The sequence below is a fragment of the Flavobacterium laiguense genome, assembly GCF_003097655.1.
Taxonomy (GTDB): Bacteria; Bacteroidota; Bacteroidia; order Flavobacteriales; family Flavobacteriaceae; genus Flavobacterium; species Flavobacterium laiguense.
Genome location: NZ_QCZH01000009.1, coordinates 57,829 through 73,775, shown reverse-complemented (window position 1 = coordinate 73,775; position 15,947 = coordinate 57,829). Strand labels below are relative to the sequence as shown.

At 34.4% G+C, this 15,947-nt stretch carries 12 protein-coding genes; all 12 read right to left on the bottom strand.

Going from position 1 to position 15,947, the window contains the following annotated elements:
- Window positions 1-30: 30 nt before the first annotated feature.
- The gene (locus DB891_RS09930) at window positions 31-1,311 is read right to left on the bottom strand and encodes a beta-ketoacyl-[acyl-carrier-protein] synthase family protein (RefSeq protein WP_116763168.1); all 1,281 of its coding nucleotides are present in this window, start codon (window positions 1,309-1,311) and stop codon (window positions 31-33) included.
- Between the two features lie 65 nt (window positions 1,312-1,376).
- Window positions 1,377-1,805: a 3-hydroxyacyl-ACP dehydratase FabZ family protein gene (locus tag DB891_RS09925; RefSeq protein ID WP_116763068.1), complete on the bottom strand. Its 429-nt coding sequence runs from the start codon at window positions 1,803-1,805 to the stop codon at window positions 1,377-1,379.
- 153 nt (window positions 1,806-1,958) lie between these two features.
- Window positions 1,959-3,011, bottom strand: a complete 1,053-nt coding sequence (locus tag DB891_RS09920) for a type III polyketide synthase (RefSeq protein ID WP_116763066.1) — start codon at window positions 3,009-3,011, stop codon at window positions 1,959-1,961.
- A 54-nt stretch (window positions 3,012-3,065) separates the two neighbouring features.
- The gene (locus DB891_RS09915) at window positions 3,066-3,785 is read right to left on the bottom strand and encodes a methyltransferase domain-containing protein (protein WP_116763064.1); all 720 of its coding nucleotides are present in this window, start codon (window positions 3,783-3,785) and stop codon (window positions 3,066-3,068) included.
- 50 nt (window positions 3,786-3,835) lie between these two features.
- On the bottom strand, window positions 3,836-4,966 hold the full coding sequence (locus DB891_RS09910) for an NAD(P)/FAD-dependent oxidoreductase (RefSeq protein ID WP_116763062.1): 1,131 nt from the start codon (window positions 4,964-4,966) through the stop codon (window positions 3,836-3,838).
- 105 nt (window positions 4,967-5,071) lie between these two features.
- Window positions 5,072-6,982 (bottom strand): acetate--CoA ligase, encoded by a 1,911-nt coding sequence (gene acs / locus DB891_RS09905; RefSeq protein WP_116763060.1) that lies wholly within the window; start codon window positions 6,980-6,982, stop codon window positions 5,072-5,074.
- Between the two features lie 434 nt (window positions 6,983-7,416).
- Entirely contained in the window at window positions 7,417-8,886 is a 1,470-nt protein-coding gene (gene ilvC / locus DB891_RS09900) for a ketol-acid reductoisomerase (RefSeq protein WP_116763058.1), read from the bottom strand.
- Window positions 8,887-8,949: 63 nt separating this feature from the next.
- Window positions 8,950-9,471, bottom strand: a complete 522-nt coding sequence (ilvN, locus tag DB891_RS09895; RefSeq protein WP_116763056.1) for an acetolactate synthase small subunit — start codon at window positions 9,469-9,471, stop codon at window positions 8,950-8,952.
- Window positions 9,472-9,573: 102 nt separating this feature from the next.
- Window positions 9,574-11,271 carry a biosynthetic-type acetolactate synthase large subunit gene (gene ilvB, locus DB891_RS09890; protein WP_116763054.1) on the bottom strand — a complete coding sequence of 566 codons (1,698 nt, stop codon included), beginning with the start codon at window positions 11,269-11,271 and terminating at the stop codon, window positions 9,574-9,576.
- Window positions 11,272-11,452: 181 nt separating this feature from the next.
- Window positions 11,453-13,126 (bottom strand): dihydroxy-acid dehydratase, encoded by a 1,674-nt coding sequence (ilvD, locus tag DB891_RS09885; RefSeq protein WP_116763052.1) that lies wholly within the window; start codon window positions 13,124-13,126, stop codon window positions 11,453-11,455.
- Window positions 13,127-13,403: 277 nt separating this feature from the next.
- Window positions 13,404-14,519 (bottom strand): 3-isopropylmalate dehydrogenase, encoded by a 1,116-nt coding sequence (gene leuB / locus DB891_RS09880; protein ID WP_116763050.1) that lies wholly within the window; start codon window positions 14,517-14,519, stop codon window positions 13,404-13,406.
- 165 nt (window positions 14,520-14,684) lie between these two features.
- Entirely contained in the window at window positions 14,685-15,851 is a 1,167-nt protein-coding gene (locus DB891_RS09875) for a 2-isopropylmalate synthase (protein WP_116763048.1), read from the bottom strand.
- Window positions 15,852-15,947 lie beyond the last annotated feature (96 nt).

Sequence of the window (15,947 nt, the reverse complement as noted above, 5' to 3'; positions counted from 1 at the left end):
ATTCGCAAAAGTTCGGGCCGCATATCATGACTAAGTATGAGGATTATATTTCTTAAAAATAACACATCCATTTATATCTCCAAAACCAAAACTGGCTTTTGCAATGATATTTATATCTTTTTTAATCAACTGTTGCGAAATTTTTAACGGATCAATGCAAGCTGTAATTTCGGGATGCAAATCTTCGGAATTAATATTCGGAAAAATAAATCCTTGTTGTATTTGCAATACCGTTGCCACACTCTCTACACTTCCAGAAGCCGATAAACAATGCCCAACCATCGATTTTAGCGAATTTATATACGGAAAATCAGTTCCTTTTCTAGCTAAAGCTGAACTCCAGTTCATAATCTCTAAACTATCTTTTGATGTAGCTGTTAGATGGCCATTTATAGCATCTATTTCAGAAGCTGTAATTCCCGAATTTGTTATAGCATTTTTTATGCATTTTTGGACAGCTACTGGATTTGGGGCTGTCATTGATCCAGCTCCTCTTTGCCCACCAGAATTGACATTACCGCCCAAAACTTCGGCATAAATGGTTGCGCCACGCTCTAAAGCAGTTTCCAAATCTTCCAATACTAATGCTCCTGCCCCACTTGCGGGAACAAACCCCGAAGCACTTGCGGACATGGGTCTAGAACCCGTTTCAGGAGAATCGTTATGTTTGAAAGTACATACTCTCATCGCATCGAAGCCACCCCAAATATACGGACCTGAATCACTGGTACTTCCTGTTAGCATTCGTTTGGCTTGTCCTGATTTAATACGTTCATAGCCCATTAAAATACTTTCCACCCCCGTTGTACAAGCTGATGAATTGGTCGTCACTTGATTTCCTAAACCTAGTTTCCCCCCCAGATAGGCGCTTACACCACTACCCATCGTTTGAGATACACTTGTACTCCCTAAACTTCGTGTCTGCAATGCGTCAATTTTATATATGCTTTCGCGAAGTTTATCAATACCCGAAGTCCCTGCTCCAAAAATGGTTCCGCTATCCCAATCTGGTTCTTCTTGAATTTCTATCGATAAACCAGCATCTTTCCACGCATCAATTCCTGCAATGACACCGTATAAAATACCGGATGCATTAAAATTCCGTAACTCCAACTCCGTAAAATAGTTTAAAGCTAATGCTGTTGACACTTCTGGTTTTCCAGCAATTTGGCAGGAAAATTTTAAACTTTCTAATTCGGAATCAAACTTAATTCCCGAAATTCCGTTTTTTATGGCATGGGTAAACACATCAAGTCCAACCCCATTTGGAGCAACTATGCCAAGTCCTGTTATTACAACACGTTTTTTCAATATCAATATCAATTTTAAATGGTAATGCAATTTTTAATAATAAATCATTACCTCTTTTCAATTTTTCAAACTATCATTCCTGCAATTGTCCCGTTACAAACCTCTTCGTCTCTCTCGTTTTTCATGCTAACTTTGCATTTTAACTTTCCAAACCTAAAATAGATTTTTTTAGAAATCACTGTTACTTTTTCATTAGGAAAAACAGGTTTTGAAAATTCAATATCTGTTGATGTTAAAGCTATTGAAGTTTTTTTGTTAAATTGATTCTTTAATAGAAAAACACCAAGACAAACCAACCCGATTTGAGCCATAACTTCTGTTAGAATCACACCTGGTGTGACTGGATTATCCTTGAAATGCCCTTTATAAAATTCCAATTCTCTATCAAAAGTATACTCCCCTTCTACCCCATCTTCATCAATTCTGACAATCTTGTCCACAAACAGAAACGGTTTCGAATATGGTAATTTTGATAGTATATCTTTTTCTTCCATTGCTCTACATTAATGCCCAATTAAATTCAAATACAATTTTTTTAGTGTTGCTTTCTCGCAAAAACGCCAAGTCGCAAAAAAACAACGTTAGGCTTTGCGTCTTGGCGTCTTTGCGAGAAGATTTAAAAATCAAGCGTACTATTCATTTTTATCTTAAAACTGCAACAAAACCCTTTGAGCCGAAAATCCCGGGCCAAAACTCAACATTAAACCCTTTGAGCCTTTTTCTGGATAATTATCCATAAATCGTTCCAAAACATATAATACGGTTGCGCTAGACATATTTCCGTACAATCGCAATACTTCTTTTGTGTCATCTATATTTTTTCCTAAATCAGAAAACAAATCTTCAACCGTTTGCACGATCTTCTTTCCACCGGGATGAAAAATTAAATGATCAATATCTTCTATTTTTAATTGGTTCTTTTCCAGAAATGGATGAATAATATCCGGAAAATGGAATGCTATTGTATCCGGAACATCTATATCCAATACCATTTGCAAGCCGGAATTCGTTAATTTAAAACCCATCATGTGAATATTATCGTAAAAATGATACATTTCTTCAGCTATAATTTCTGGTCCCGTTTCATCTTCGCAAGAAGACAGCAATACACAAGCTGCACCATCACCAAAAATTGCCGCACTAACAATGTTTGCCATTGAAAAATCATCCAATTGAAATGTTGCCGTTGGACTTTCTACAGCAATCACAGCGGCTCTTTTCCCTGGATTTGCCTGAAGAAAATTCTTTGCATATATAATTCCCGAAATTCCAGCCGCACAACCCATCTCTGTTACAGGCAATCGTACAATATCCTGACGTAGTTTTAAACTATTGATCAAATATGCGTCTAATGAAGGAATCATAATTCCCGTGCAACTAACCGTAATGATATAATCTAAATCTTGAGGTGCCCAATCCGCTTTTTTCAAAGCTTTATCCAATACTTTCTCACCCAGATCGATTATTTCCCGAACATAAATATCATTTCTCTCTTCAAAAGAAGTGTTCGTAAAAACTTCAAGAGGATCCATGATAGAATACCTTTTATCTACAGCAGCTCCTTCAAATATTTTCTTCACTTTTTTAATAAAGCGGTCTTCTTGTCCAACTAGCCAAGAATCCAGAAAAGGGATAATCTCTTGAGTAGTTCTTGAATATTTAGGTAACTGTTTTGCAACACATTTTATTTTTACACTCATTTATTTCTGGTGTTGATTTCTGATTTTATTTCCATAAAAAAATTGTTGTTTGTTTTAAACCGTGCTTTTTTCAATAATCCACTGATAGCGAAAAGCCCATCTCCATTGAATCTTATAGTTACTGAAATTTAATATTTCTGCAAACTCAACCAATTCTCTTTTTTTAAATCCCCTCAAAATAGACGTCAATCCATCTTCGCAAGACATATTTTCTAATTTAAAAATCACACATAAAACCTGAAACAATCGGTACGCAATCGCACTTCGTTCTAAATCATTCACAACTATACCTAATCTGGAATTTAGATTAAAAATGGTTAATAAATCTATTATTTCCTTATTTTTAAAATGATGTAATGTTAAGGTACACAATAGTATATCGCAGCTTATTTCTTTAAATGAATTACTAAAAACATCTTCACAACAATACTTGATATTCGAATATTTCATAGATAATTCTTGTGCATAACTTACCGTGTATCTATTGGCATCCACTCCTATTAATTGAAAATTCAATTTGTTTTCAGCACCATAATCCGCTAGTTTTCTCAACATGTCTCCATTTCCACACCCAACGTCTACAATCGTAATTTGATCTGATTGGGGTACTTTCGAAATCAATTTTTTCACTCCTTGCAAAGTGAGTTGGTTGCCTCCCAAAAACTGATTTATTTTAGCAATTTTATTCAAAGCATCTCTTAAAACATCACCTTCCAAATTAAAATCGTCCATTATCTCAGGTTTATCGGTTCTGTATTTGGTATTTATAAACATGCTGTTTTTTGAAATTGAAATTGCTATTGAAATTGCTATTGTACTTAAAATTACTTCATCGGAATCGGCTTTCCATGTGTTCTTTTTATAATGATTGCCATTAACGAAGGGAATTTAATCAATATTTTCATCAAAACAGCAGATAACGTTTGTTTTTGTAGCAAAAAAGCTAAAAATCGTCCTATCCTAAGTCTCTCTTTGAAATTTGAACCCCACTCTTTAATGTACTTATTTTCCAACTCAGTACGGGATTTTATTTCACCCTTATAATATTTAATGATTAGCTGAGAGATAATTTGGGCGCTATGGATCGCCATTGCCATCCCGTTACCGCACAAAGGATGAATTAAACCAGCGGTATCTCCAATCATTAAAATATGATTTTCTACCGTTTCTTTTTTATCAAAAGATATTTGACTAATCGTCAAAGGCTTGTCGAAAAGTAGTTTAGAATTTTTTAAAATTAATTCTAAATGTGGATTTTTGGCAACTACTTGATTTTGATATTCCTCTATATTTTTATAATTTTTAAAAGTTTCATAACTGGCGAGATAGCAAATATTTACGGCATTGTTTTCTACTTTTGAAACGCCACAATATCCTCCTTCAAAATTATGTAAACCCACCAGATCATTGGGAAAATCACCAGAATAATGGGCTTTAACTGCCAACCAATGCGATTTTCTTTGAATGAAATTACGGTTTAGCTTTAAATCTATAGTGGATCTTTTTCCAAAAGCTCCTATAACAATCTCCGAATTCAAAACTCTATTATTCGAGGTTGAAATAGTAAAATTATTGTTCTCGAAAATGATGCTTTCAACATTATCCTGAATCACTTCACATCCATTCTCAACTGCTTTTTTATATAAAAAGGCATCCAATGCAAACCGACTTATTCCAAAACCACCAAGTGGTAGATCACAATAAATACTTTTTCCGTTTACTGTTGAAAAATGCAATTTGGTAATTGAAGTCGGTTTTAATTCTGAAATAGCAAGGGAAAGCCAATCAAAATAAGGAACGACTTCATTTGAAATGTATTCTCCACAAACTTTATGCTTTGGATATTCATTTTTTTCTATCAAAACAACTTTCAGCCCTATCTTAGACAAGTGAATTGCTGCTGTCAATCCTGCTAAACCACCGCCGATAATCGTTATAGCTCTATTATTTTTCATAGTGTAGCTAATTTAGGTAATTTATTTAAACCAATACTTACTAATTAAAGCAAAAAAAGCTGCTTCAAAAAATTGAAGCAGCTTTTAAAAAAAATTAAATAGATTTTATTCTATTTTACCTTTCACAATTTCATCCACGATTTCTGGATTTAATAATGTTGTTATATCTCCGAAATTAGAATAATCTCCTTCTGCAATCTTACGCAAAATTCTACGCATGATTTTTCCAGATCTTGTTTTTGGCAATCCAGTAACAAACTGAATTTTATCTAATTTCGCAATCGGTCCGATATGATCGGACACATGTTGATTGATTTCTTTACTAAGATTTTCTCTATCTCTGTATTCTCCAGATTCTTTCAAAATTACAAAACCATATAATGCGTTTCCTTTAATGTCATGTGGAAAACCAACAATTGCGGACTCTGCAACAGCTGGATGCTCATTAATAGCATCTTCAATAGGTGCTGTACCCAAATTGTGTCCCGAAACGATAACTACATCATCTACACGACCGGTAATTCTATAGTATCCAACTTCATCACGTAGCGCCCCATCTCCAGTGAAATATTTACCAGGAAAGGCAGAGAAATAAGTATCCTTATATCTTTGATGATCTCCCCAAATGGTTCTGGCGATACCTGGCCATGGAAATTTAATACACAAGCTACCATCCACTTGATTTCCTTCTATTTCATTACGTTTGTCATCCATTAAAACAGGTTGAATTCCAGGCAATGGTAATGTAGCATACGTTGGTTTTGTCGGTGTGATAAATGCCAATGGAGCAATCATGATACCACCGGTTTCAGTTTGCCACCAAGTATCAACCACTGGACAACGTTTTCCTCCTACGTGGTCATTGTACCAGTGCCAAGCTTCTTCGTTTATTGGTTCTCCAACGGATCCAATTACTTTCAACGATTTTAATGGGAATTTTTGAACATAGGATAAATTCTCCTTTGCCAAAGCACGTATTGCTGTTGGAGCGGTGTAGAATTGAGTTACTTTATGCTTCTCGATAACTTCCCAAAAACGACTAAAATCAGGATAAGATGGAACTCCTTCAAAAATAACTGTTGTTGCACCATTCAATAATGGTCCATAAAGAATATAAGAGTGTCCTGTAATCCAACCAATATCAGCCGTACACCAAAAAATATCATTCTCTTCGTAATTGAAGACATTTTTAAAAGTATAAGCCGTGTACACCATATAACCTGCTGTAGTATGAACCATTCCTTTCGGCTTACCCGTTGATCCTGAAGTATATAATATAAACAAAGGATCTTCTGCGTCCATAATTTCAGCGACGCAATTGCTGGTTGCTTCATCTAAAAGAGGTTGTAACCATTGATCACGCCCTTCTTTCATTTTTATTTCAGCATTGGTTCTTTTAGCTACTAAAACAGAGGTAACGCATGGACAATTTTGTAAAGCTTCATCAATAATTCCTTTTAAGTCAATCGTTTTATTTCCACGGTATCCTCCATCAGAAGTGATAACCATTTTACATTCACTATCATTTATTCTAGAAGCCACTGCTGAAGCAGAAAAACCTGCAAAAACAACCGAATGTATCGCACCAATTCGAGCACAAGCCAAAACAGAAACGGCCAATTCAGGAATCATTGGTAAGTAAATACAAACACGATCTCCTTTGGTTATCCCTTGCTCGCGCAAAACATTTGCCATTTTTGAAACACGTTCGTACAATTCATTATAACTAATATGTAAAGCTTCTTCAGAAGGATCGTTTGGTTCGAAAATGATGGCTGTTTTTTCTCCTTTTTTCGCCAAATGTCTGTCGATGCAATTTTTCACAATATTTACTTTTGCTTCAGTAAACCATTTTACTTCGGCTTCAGCCATATTGAAATCGACAACTTTATCCCAATATTGGTACCAAGTGAAGTTTTCTTCTGCAATTTTTCCCCAAAACTTTCTTGGTTCTCGAATCGATTTGTTGTAATGTTTAAAATACTGCTCTAAACTATCAATTTTATAGTAACTCATCTTTTTTTTTTATAAATGTATAAAAACTCCCTTGATTCTAATAATTATTTAATTTAATAATTCAATGTAAAAATTACACTATATATAAAAAAAATAAAATTATTTTAAATTATCATCAGCATATCTCAATTATTCAAATTATACTGAATACAAAAAAAGACGTGAAAGATATCCCTCACGCCTTTTTAGATTAATAACATCTTATACCAATTAAAAAAAATTAAAATACATCGTACTTTTAAATTAATTATCTTCATTCAAAAATAACAGGGATTACTTCACTTAACTTACACCCTCGTTCGAAGTTAAGTGAATGTAAAATGCATTAAAATCTTCAATTTCACAATAAGTGCTTACTAATTCAAAATATTTTAAATCTTATGATATAATGCAAATCCCAACACACCCTCATGTGTGGCAATTTTTTTTTTTTATTATCCTATTTTTTTCATCGCAGTCATTGACGCTCTCAACCAAGCTCCCACTTCTTCTATAGGATGTTGACGAATAGTACTATTTACAGCAATCAATACTGCATTATCTACTCCATTTGATATTGAAAAAGGTTTTCCGATTATATTCGTCTCAACCGTTTTCATAAATTCAGTCAATAATGGCTTGCAAGCGTGATCAAACAAATAACAACCATACTCCGCTGTATCCGAAATGATTCTGTTCATTTCATATAATTTTTTTCTTGCTACTGTATTAGCAATCAAAGGCAATTCATGTAATGATTCGTAATATGCTGATTCTTCAATAATTCCAGATTCTGTCATAGTTTCAAAAGCCAATTCTACACCTGCTTTTACCATTGCAATCATTAATACTCCATTATCAAAGTATTCTTGTTCCGATATTTCAGCGGTAGTTGGAGCTGTTTTCTCAAAATTAGTTTCAGCTGTTGCTGCTCTCCAAGTCAAAAGATTGACATCATCATTTGCCCAGTCAATCATCATATTTTTTGAAAATTCACCAGAAATAATATCATCCATGTGTTTTTGAAATAATGGACGCATAATAACTTTTAATTCGTCTGCCAATCGATACGCTTCAATTTTTGAAGGGTTAGAAAGACGATCCATCATATTGGTGATTCCACCATGTTTCAAAGCTTCGGTAATAGTTTCCCAACCGTATTGAATTAATTTTGAAGCATATCCAGGTTCGATTCCTTTTTCTACCATTTTATCAAAACATAAAATAGATCCTGTTTGCAACATTCCACAAAGGATAGTTTGCTCACCCATTAAATCTGATTTTACTTCGGCAACAAATGAAGATTTCAAAACTCCCGCTTTGTGACCACCAGTAGCAACTGCATAGGCTTTGGCTTGTTCTAATCCAGCTCCGTTCGGGTCATTTTCTGGATGAACGGCAATAAGAGTTGGTACACCAAAACCTCTTTTATATTCTTCACGCACTTCTGATCCTGGACATTTAGGAGCACACATAATAACCGTTAAGTCTTTACGAATTTGCATTCCTTCTTCAACGATATTGAAACCATGAGAATAGGCCAAAGTAGCTCCTTGTTTCATCAATGGCATGATTGCTGTAACTACAGCAGTATGTTGTTTGTCTGGTGTAAGGTTACAAACCAAATCAGCAGTTGGAATTAATTCGTCGTAAGTTCCCACTTTGAAACCATTATCTGAAGCATTTTTAAAAGAAGCTCTTTTTTCTGAAATTGCATCTGCACGCAAAGCATAAGAAATATCTAATCCAGAATCTCTCATGTTCAAACCTTGATTCAAACCTTGGGCTCCACAACCTACAATGACTACTTTTTTTCCTGCCAGAGCAGTAATTCCATTTGAAAATTCAGCTTGATCCATGAATTCACAAACTCCTAATTGTTCTAATTGTAATCTAAGTGGTAATGTATTGAAATAATTTGCCATTTTTTTAATATTTAATGTATGTAAAATTTATAATTAATCGAAAATTTGAAATCTGTTATCTTTCTAAGAAAGTGCCTCTAATAATGTTGATATTTCCATTTTTTCTTTGGAAACCGATATTCTTCCTGATCGGACAAATTGCATAATTCCAAAAGGTTTTAATTTTGCATATAATTCTTCGATTTCCGAGCGTTTACCAGACTTTGAAAGCACAAAAAACTCTCTTGATACCGTAACAATTTCAGCTTTACTTTCTTTTATAATATTCTGAATTTGTCTTTCGTCAAAAAGCAAACTGGATTCTATTTTGAAAATTGCACTTTCCAAAAAGATAGTTTCTTCATCAATATGATAAAACGCTTTGATGACTTCTATTTGTTTTTCTATTTGACCTACAATGTTATGTACCCATTTTTCGGTGGTATTTACAACAATAACAAACCTAGAAACATTTTCAATTTCAGATTCGGAAACATTTAGACTCAAAATATTGATGTGGCGTTTCAAGAATATACCCGATATTCTGTTTAATAAGCCAACGTTATTTTCTGAATAAACAGAAATGGTGAACATTTTATTTTCCATTTTTTTTTGTTTAAAGTTTCTTTTGTTTAAAGTTTAAAATCGTTTAATGAAATTATAATTTGCATTTTTCAAACAACTTTAAACCTTAAACTTTAAACTATTTTAAGATAATCTTATGTCAGAAACTGAAGCTCCTGTTGGAATCATCGGAAACACGTTATTTTCTTTTTCTACCATTACCTCTAAGAAATAAGAATCTTTAGAAGCCATCATCTCGGCAACTGCATCATCCAGTTCTTCTCTCTTGGTCACTTTTTTTGATTTGATATAATAACCCTCGGCGATAGCTATAAAATTCGGATTAATCATTTCAGTCGAAGCATATCTTTTATCAAAGAACAACTGCTGCCATTGACGCACCATTCCTAAGAACTCATTGTTCAAAACAACAATTTTAACGGGAACTTTGGTTTGAAAAATCGTTCCCAATTCTTGAATCGTCATTTGAAAACCACCATCACCAATAATGGCGACTACTTCTCGATCTGGCATTCCCATTTTGGCACCAATAGCTGCCGGTAAAGCAAATCCCATCGTTCCCAAACCACCGGAAGTGATATTACTTTTGGATGTATTGAATTTAGAATAGCGACAAGTAAACATTTGGTGTTGTCCCACATCCGAAACCATAATGGCATCTCCATTAGAATGTTTATTAATCATTTCAATAGTTTCTCCCATTGAAATCCCACGATTGTTGGTTGGAGCCAATTCTTCGTTAATAACTGCTTCTAATTCAATTTTATATTTCTCTTTGAATTCGTTATGCCAAGAATCATGTGTTTTACTTTCGATAAGTGGAAGCAAAGCCGTTAATGATTCTTTAACATCTGCCAAAACAGCTACTGTTGTTTTAACATTTTTGTCTATTTCAGCAGGATCAATCTCAAAGTGAATGACTTTGGCTTGTTTGGCGTAAGTAGCTAAATTCCCTGTTACACGGTCATCAAAACGCATTCCCAAAGCAATTAAAACATCACATTCGTTGGTCAATACATTTGGTCCGTAATTCCCGTGCATACCTAGCATTCCAACATTTAAAGGATGATCTGTTGGCAATGCCGAAAGACCTAAAATTGTCCAAGCAGCAGGAATTCCTGATTTTTCTACCAAGGCTTTCAATTGCTCTTCGGCTTGACCAAGAATGATTCCTTGACCGAAAACAATGTATGGCTTTTTGGCATTGTTTATTAAATCCGCCGCTTCTTTTACCTTTTCTAGATTTAAAGTTGGTCTTGGAGTGTAGCTCCTAATACTGGTACATTTTTCATAACTAAAATCCAGCTCATCAAATTGAGCATTTTTAGTAATATCAATCAATACTGGTCCCGGACGTCCTGATCGTGCTATAAAAAAAGCTTTAGCAATAATTTCAGGAATTTCATGAGCTTCGGTAACTTGATAATTCCATTTGGTTACTGGAGTCGAAATTCCAATAATATCTGTTTCTTGAAAAGCATCCGATCCTAATAAATGCTTACCAACTTGACCTGTAATACAAACCATAGGAGTCGAATCAATTTGGGCATCGGCAATTCCGGTGACTAAATTGGTAGCTCCTGGACCTGAAGTCGCAATAGCAACCCCAACTTTTCCTGTGGCTCTTGCATAACCTTGTGCTGCATGAGTTGCACCTTGTTCATGACGCACTAAAACATGATGCAATTGATCTTGAAATTTATATAACTCATCGTAAACGGGCATAATCGCACCACCTGGATAACCATAAACGATGTCTACTCCTTCAGCTAATAAACATCTTATAACTGCTTCAGCTCCTGATATTTTATTATTTTTCATTTTTTATCTTTTTGGCAAATGCCTTTTTAAAATCCAATGGCAATTTCAATTTCAATATGAATATCAAATTCAATTTAAAATCAAATTCAATATTAACATCAACATTAAAAGCGTTTAGAATCTTATTGTCATTCTCATTGCAATTGACATTGAAATTGCTATTGAATTTTGAAATTGATTCTTATTTATCGGTAACACACCCTGTAGATGCGCTTGACACCGATCTTGCATATTTTAAAAGAACACCTTTTGTTGCTTTTAAAGCAGGTTGAACCCAATTGGCGCGTCTTTTTGCATATTCTTCATCACTAATTTTCAGGTTGATTGTATTTTTAACAGCATCAATAGCAATTAAATCACCATCTTCAACTAATGCAATACCACCACCATCATACGCTTCTGGTGTAATGTGTCCTACCACAAAACCATGTGAACCACCAGAAAATCTACCATCCGTAATCAAGGCAACGCTACTTCCTAATCCAGCTCCAATAATGGCCGATGTTGGTTTTAGCATCTCTGGCATTCCTGGGCCACCTTTTGGTCCACAATATCGGATGACAACTACATTTCCTGGTTTAACTTTTCCGGCCTGAATGCCTGGAATAACCTCGAATTCACTTTCGAAAACAACGGCTGTTCCTTCAAAATACTCTCCTTCTTTTCCGCTTATTTTGGCGACACATCCTTCAGAAGCGAGATTTCCATATAATATTTGAATGTTTCCAGTTGATTTTAAAGCTTTTTGAATCTCAAAAATAACTTCCTGCCCATCTTGTAAATCAGGAATGTTTGCTAAATTTTCTGCTACTGTTTTTCCTGTTACAGTCAAACAATCTCCATGAATAAATCCTTCTTTCAATAAATATTTCATAACTGCAGGAATACCACCAACAGCATGTAAGTCTTCCATCATGTATTTTCCGCTTGGTTTCAAATCGGCTAACACGGGTGTTTTATCACTTATGGCCTGAAAATCGGCTAACGTAATTTCGATATCTACCGAATGTGCCATGGCAATTAAGTGCATTACCGCATTAGTAGAACCTCCCAAAACGGCTACAATTGTGATCGCGTTTTCAAAAGCTTTGCGAGTCATAATGTCTCTTGGCTTTATATCTTTTTCTAATAATATTCGGACAGCCTTTCCTGCATCAAGACATTCTTGCTTTTTTTCATCACTCAAAGCTGGGTTAGAAGAGCTATACGGTAAACTCATTCCTAAAGCTTCTATAGCCGAAGACATAGTGTTTGCCGTGTACATCCCTCCGCAAGCACCGGCACCTGGACAAGCATTTTGTACCACTCCTTTAAAATCTTCTGGAGTAATCGTATTTTGGAATTTTTTTCCTAATGCTTCAAAAGCAGAAACGATATTTAATGATTCTCCTTTCCATTTTCCAGAGTGAATTGTTCCTCCGTAAACCATAAGTGCTGGGCGATTTACTCTTCCCATAGCAATTAAGGCACCCGGCATATTTTTATCACAACCAGGAATGGCAATTAATCCATCATACCATTGTGCTCCCATTACTGTTTCAATAGAATCGGCAATTACATCACGGGAAACTAATGAAAAACGCATCCCGTCAGTCCCATTTGAGATTCCGTCACTAACACCTATTGTATTAAATATCAATCCAACAAGATCTGCATTCCAGACTCCTTTTTTAACATCTTTGGCAAGATCATTCAAGTGCATATTACAAGTATTCCCTTCATACCCCATACTGACAATTCCGACTTGAGCTTTTTTTAGATCTTCCTCTGTTAAACCAATTCCGTACAACATAGCTTGAGCTGCTGGTTGTGTTTCATCTTGCGTAATGGTCTTGCTGTATTTATTTAATTCCATTCTGTGTTAATTTGTGTATTTAAATTTTTATTTAAAAAAAAACCTCCCAAAATTATGGGAGGTTTTAAATATATTTTTCACTTATATTTATACCAATCCCTTTTCATATGTGATAATCACAATGACACTTAAAATTAAAATTAGATTGATAATGTTTTTCATTTCCTTGTTTTTTTGACTCTGCAAAAGTATAAAAAACAAATTCAATAAAAAAACATTTCTTCAACAACTTAAGTGTTTTTAGTGATATAATTCAACGTTTTGTGATTTTTACCTATTAAACGATAGTCGATTGCCCAATTTGAACATTATCATTCTTAAAATACAAATCATCTTTACTTAATATTACGTTTGAAATAAAATCTCCAACATCATTGGTTCCAAATCTCGAACCTGGGTTTAAATCAATAGTAACTACTTTATATTCAATAGCTTTTTCTACAGCTTCATATACTTTCTTCGCTTCTTTTTCTAGTCCAAAATGCTCTAATAACATGGCCGCAGATAAAATTGAAGCAATAGGATTGGCAATATTTTTGCCTTTTGCTCGAGGATATGATCCGTGGATAGGCTCAAAAAGCGCATTATTATTTCCTATTGAAGCAGAAGCCATTAAACCAATAGATCCCATAATAGCACAAGCTTCATCAGAAAGAATATCTCCAAATAGATTTTCGGTTAAGATTATATCAAATTGTTTTGGATCTGTAATGATCTGCATAGCCACATTATCGATATACTGACATTCTAACATAACATCCGGATATTGAAGCGCAATTTTTTTGACAATTTTTCTCCACAATCTGGAAGTCTCCAATACATTTGCTTTATCCACTAATGTTACTTTTTTTCTTCTGCTTTGAGCTGCTTTGAAAGCTTGATGCGTGATACGGTTAATTTCATTTTCTGAATATTCACATATATCTGAAGCAAAAGTTCCTTCTTCATTAACTATTTTTTCACCATAATAGGAACCTCCTGTAAGTTCTCTATAAATTACAAAATCTACATTTTCGATAACTTCTCTTTTTATCGGAGAAGCATCCAGAAGATTTTTAAAAGGCTTTATAGGTCTGATATTGGCGTAAAGCCCCAATTCTTTTCTAAGTTTTAATAATCCTTGTTCTGGACGTACTTTTGCATCCGGATTATTATCGTATTTTGGATTACCAATGGCACCAAATAAAACGGCATCAGTATTCAAGCAAAGATTTAAGGTTTGCTCCGGTAGAGGATTTCTAGTTTTGTCAATGGCTGTAGCACCTATTAAAGCATCTTCAAAAATAAACTCATGGTCATATGCAACACTAATAGCATATAAAGCTTTCTTTGCCTGTAAGATTACCTCTGGACCTATCCCATCTCCTGAAAGTACTGCTATTTTTAAGTTCATATTTTCTATTTTTATTTGTTATACTTAACGCAATGACATTTTATTATCAACTAAAAATCGTCTCTAAATAAATTAGTTCATTTCTTCCGAAAAAGTATTTAAATTTTGGTTGTCATCCCGATAATTATCGGGACACTTTTTAATTTCATCGAAAGAAAACTATTTTTAGATGTGGATTTCAATTTTACAAGCTTCAATAATTTGATGAATATCATGATCCAAAACTTCTTTCTTGATATCGGCAAATTTTAAAAACTCTACATATACAATATCCAATTGTACTTTTGTCAATTCATACCCTACTTTTTTGGCTCTGTATGCCAATGCCGCTCTTCCGCTTCTTGCTGTTAGAATTATAGAAGACTCATTGACACCAACATCCAAAGGGTCCATGATTTCATAAGTCGCTCTGTTTTTAATTACCCCGTCTTGATGAATTCCTGAACTGTGTGCAAAAGCATTGGCTCCAACAATCGCTTTATTGGGTTGCACAATCATTCCCATACTTTCAGAAACCAAACGACTCATTTCGTTCAATTGTTTGCTATCGATATCAGTATATAAATTTAAGTACGGATGTTGTTTAAAAATCATCACCACTTCTTCAAGAGCTGTATTTCCGGCTCTCTCCCCTATTCCATTTATAGTACATTCTATTTGTCTCGCTCCGTTTACGGCTCCAGCAATTGAATTGGCAGTTGCCATTCCTAAATCATTATGACAATGACAAGAAAGAATTACGTTTTCAATTCCTTTTACGTTCTCTTTTAGGTATTTAATTTTTGCGCCATATTCTTCTGGCAAACAATATCCTGTTGTATCCGGTATATTAAGAACTGTAGCTCCCGATTTGATTACTTCTTCACATACTTTTGCTAAAAATGCATTTTCGGTTCTACCGGCATCTTCTGCATAAAACTCTACGTCTTCAACGTAAGATTTAGCATGAGAGACAGCATATTTTGCTCTGGCAATTACATCTTCACGAGTGGTTTGCAATTTGTGAATGATGTGTGAATCTGATGTTCCAATCCCAGTATGTATACGTGGTTTAACAGCATGTTTCAATGCAGCAGCGGCAACATCTATATCATTCTTTACTGCTCTGGTAAGTCCACAAACAGTTGCGTTTTTTACAATTTTAGCTATTTCAGAAACAGACAAAAAATCACCTGGACTAGAAACAGGGAAACCAGCTTCAATAATATCTACACCCATTTCGTCTAGACGATTGGCTATAACAAGTTTCTGGTTGGTATCTAATTTACATCCTGGGACTTGTTCTCCGTCTCTTAAAGTGGTGTCAAAAATTTGGACTTTCTCTCTATTCATTTTAATTTATTTAATGTAATTTCACATCTTATAAACAAAAATAGATTTCATTTCACTAAAACTAAACCTGTTTTAATGAAATATACTACTTATAAA

Excerpts from the sequence above, each read along its gene's own strand:
- DB891_RS09925 (WP_116763068.1), bottom strand. The coding sequence starts at position 1,805 with ATGGAAGAAAAAGATATACTATCAAAATTACCATATTCGAAACCGTTT.
- DB891_RS09920 (WP_116763066.1), bottom strand. The coding sequence starts at position 3,011 with ATGAGTGTAAAAATAAAATGTGTTGCAAAACAGTTACCTAAATATTCA.
- DB891_RS09915 (WP_116763064.1), bottom strand. The coding sequence starts at position 3,785 with ATGTTTATAAATACCAAATACAGAACCGATAAACCTGAGATAATGGAC.
- DB891_RS09910 (WP_116763062.1), bottom strand. The coding sequence starts at position 4,966 with ATGAAAAATAATAGAGCTATAACGATTATCGGCGGTGGTTTAGCAGGA.
- acs (WP_116763060.1), bottom strand. The coding sequence starts at position 6,982 with ATGAGTTACTATAAAATTGATAGTTTAGAGCAGTATTTTAAACATTAC.
- ilvC (WP_116763058.1), bottom strand. The coding sequence starts at position 8,886 with ATGGCAAATTATTTCAATACATTACCACTTAGATTACAATTAGAACAA.
- ilvN (WP_116763056.1), bottom strand. The coding sequence starts at position 9,471 with ATGGAAAATAAAATGTTCACCATTTCTGTTTATTCAGAAAATAACGTT.
- ilvB (WP_116763054.1), bottom strand. The coding sequence starts at position 11,271 with ATGAAAAATAATAAAATATCAGGAGCTGAAGCAGTTATAAGATGTTTA.
- ilvD (WP_116763052.1), bottom strand. The coding sequence starts at position 13,126 with ATGGAATTAAATAAATACAGCAAGACCATTACGCAAGATGAAACACAA.
- leuB (WP_116763050.1), bottom strand. The coding sequence starts at position 14,519 with ATGAACTTAAAAATAGCAGTACTTTCAGGAGATGGGATAGGTCCAGAG.
- DB891_RS09875 (WP_116763048.1), bottom strand. The coding sequence starts at position 15,851 with ATGAATAGAGAGAAAGTCCAAATTTTTGACACCACTTTAAGAGACGGA.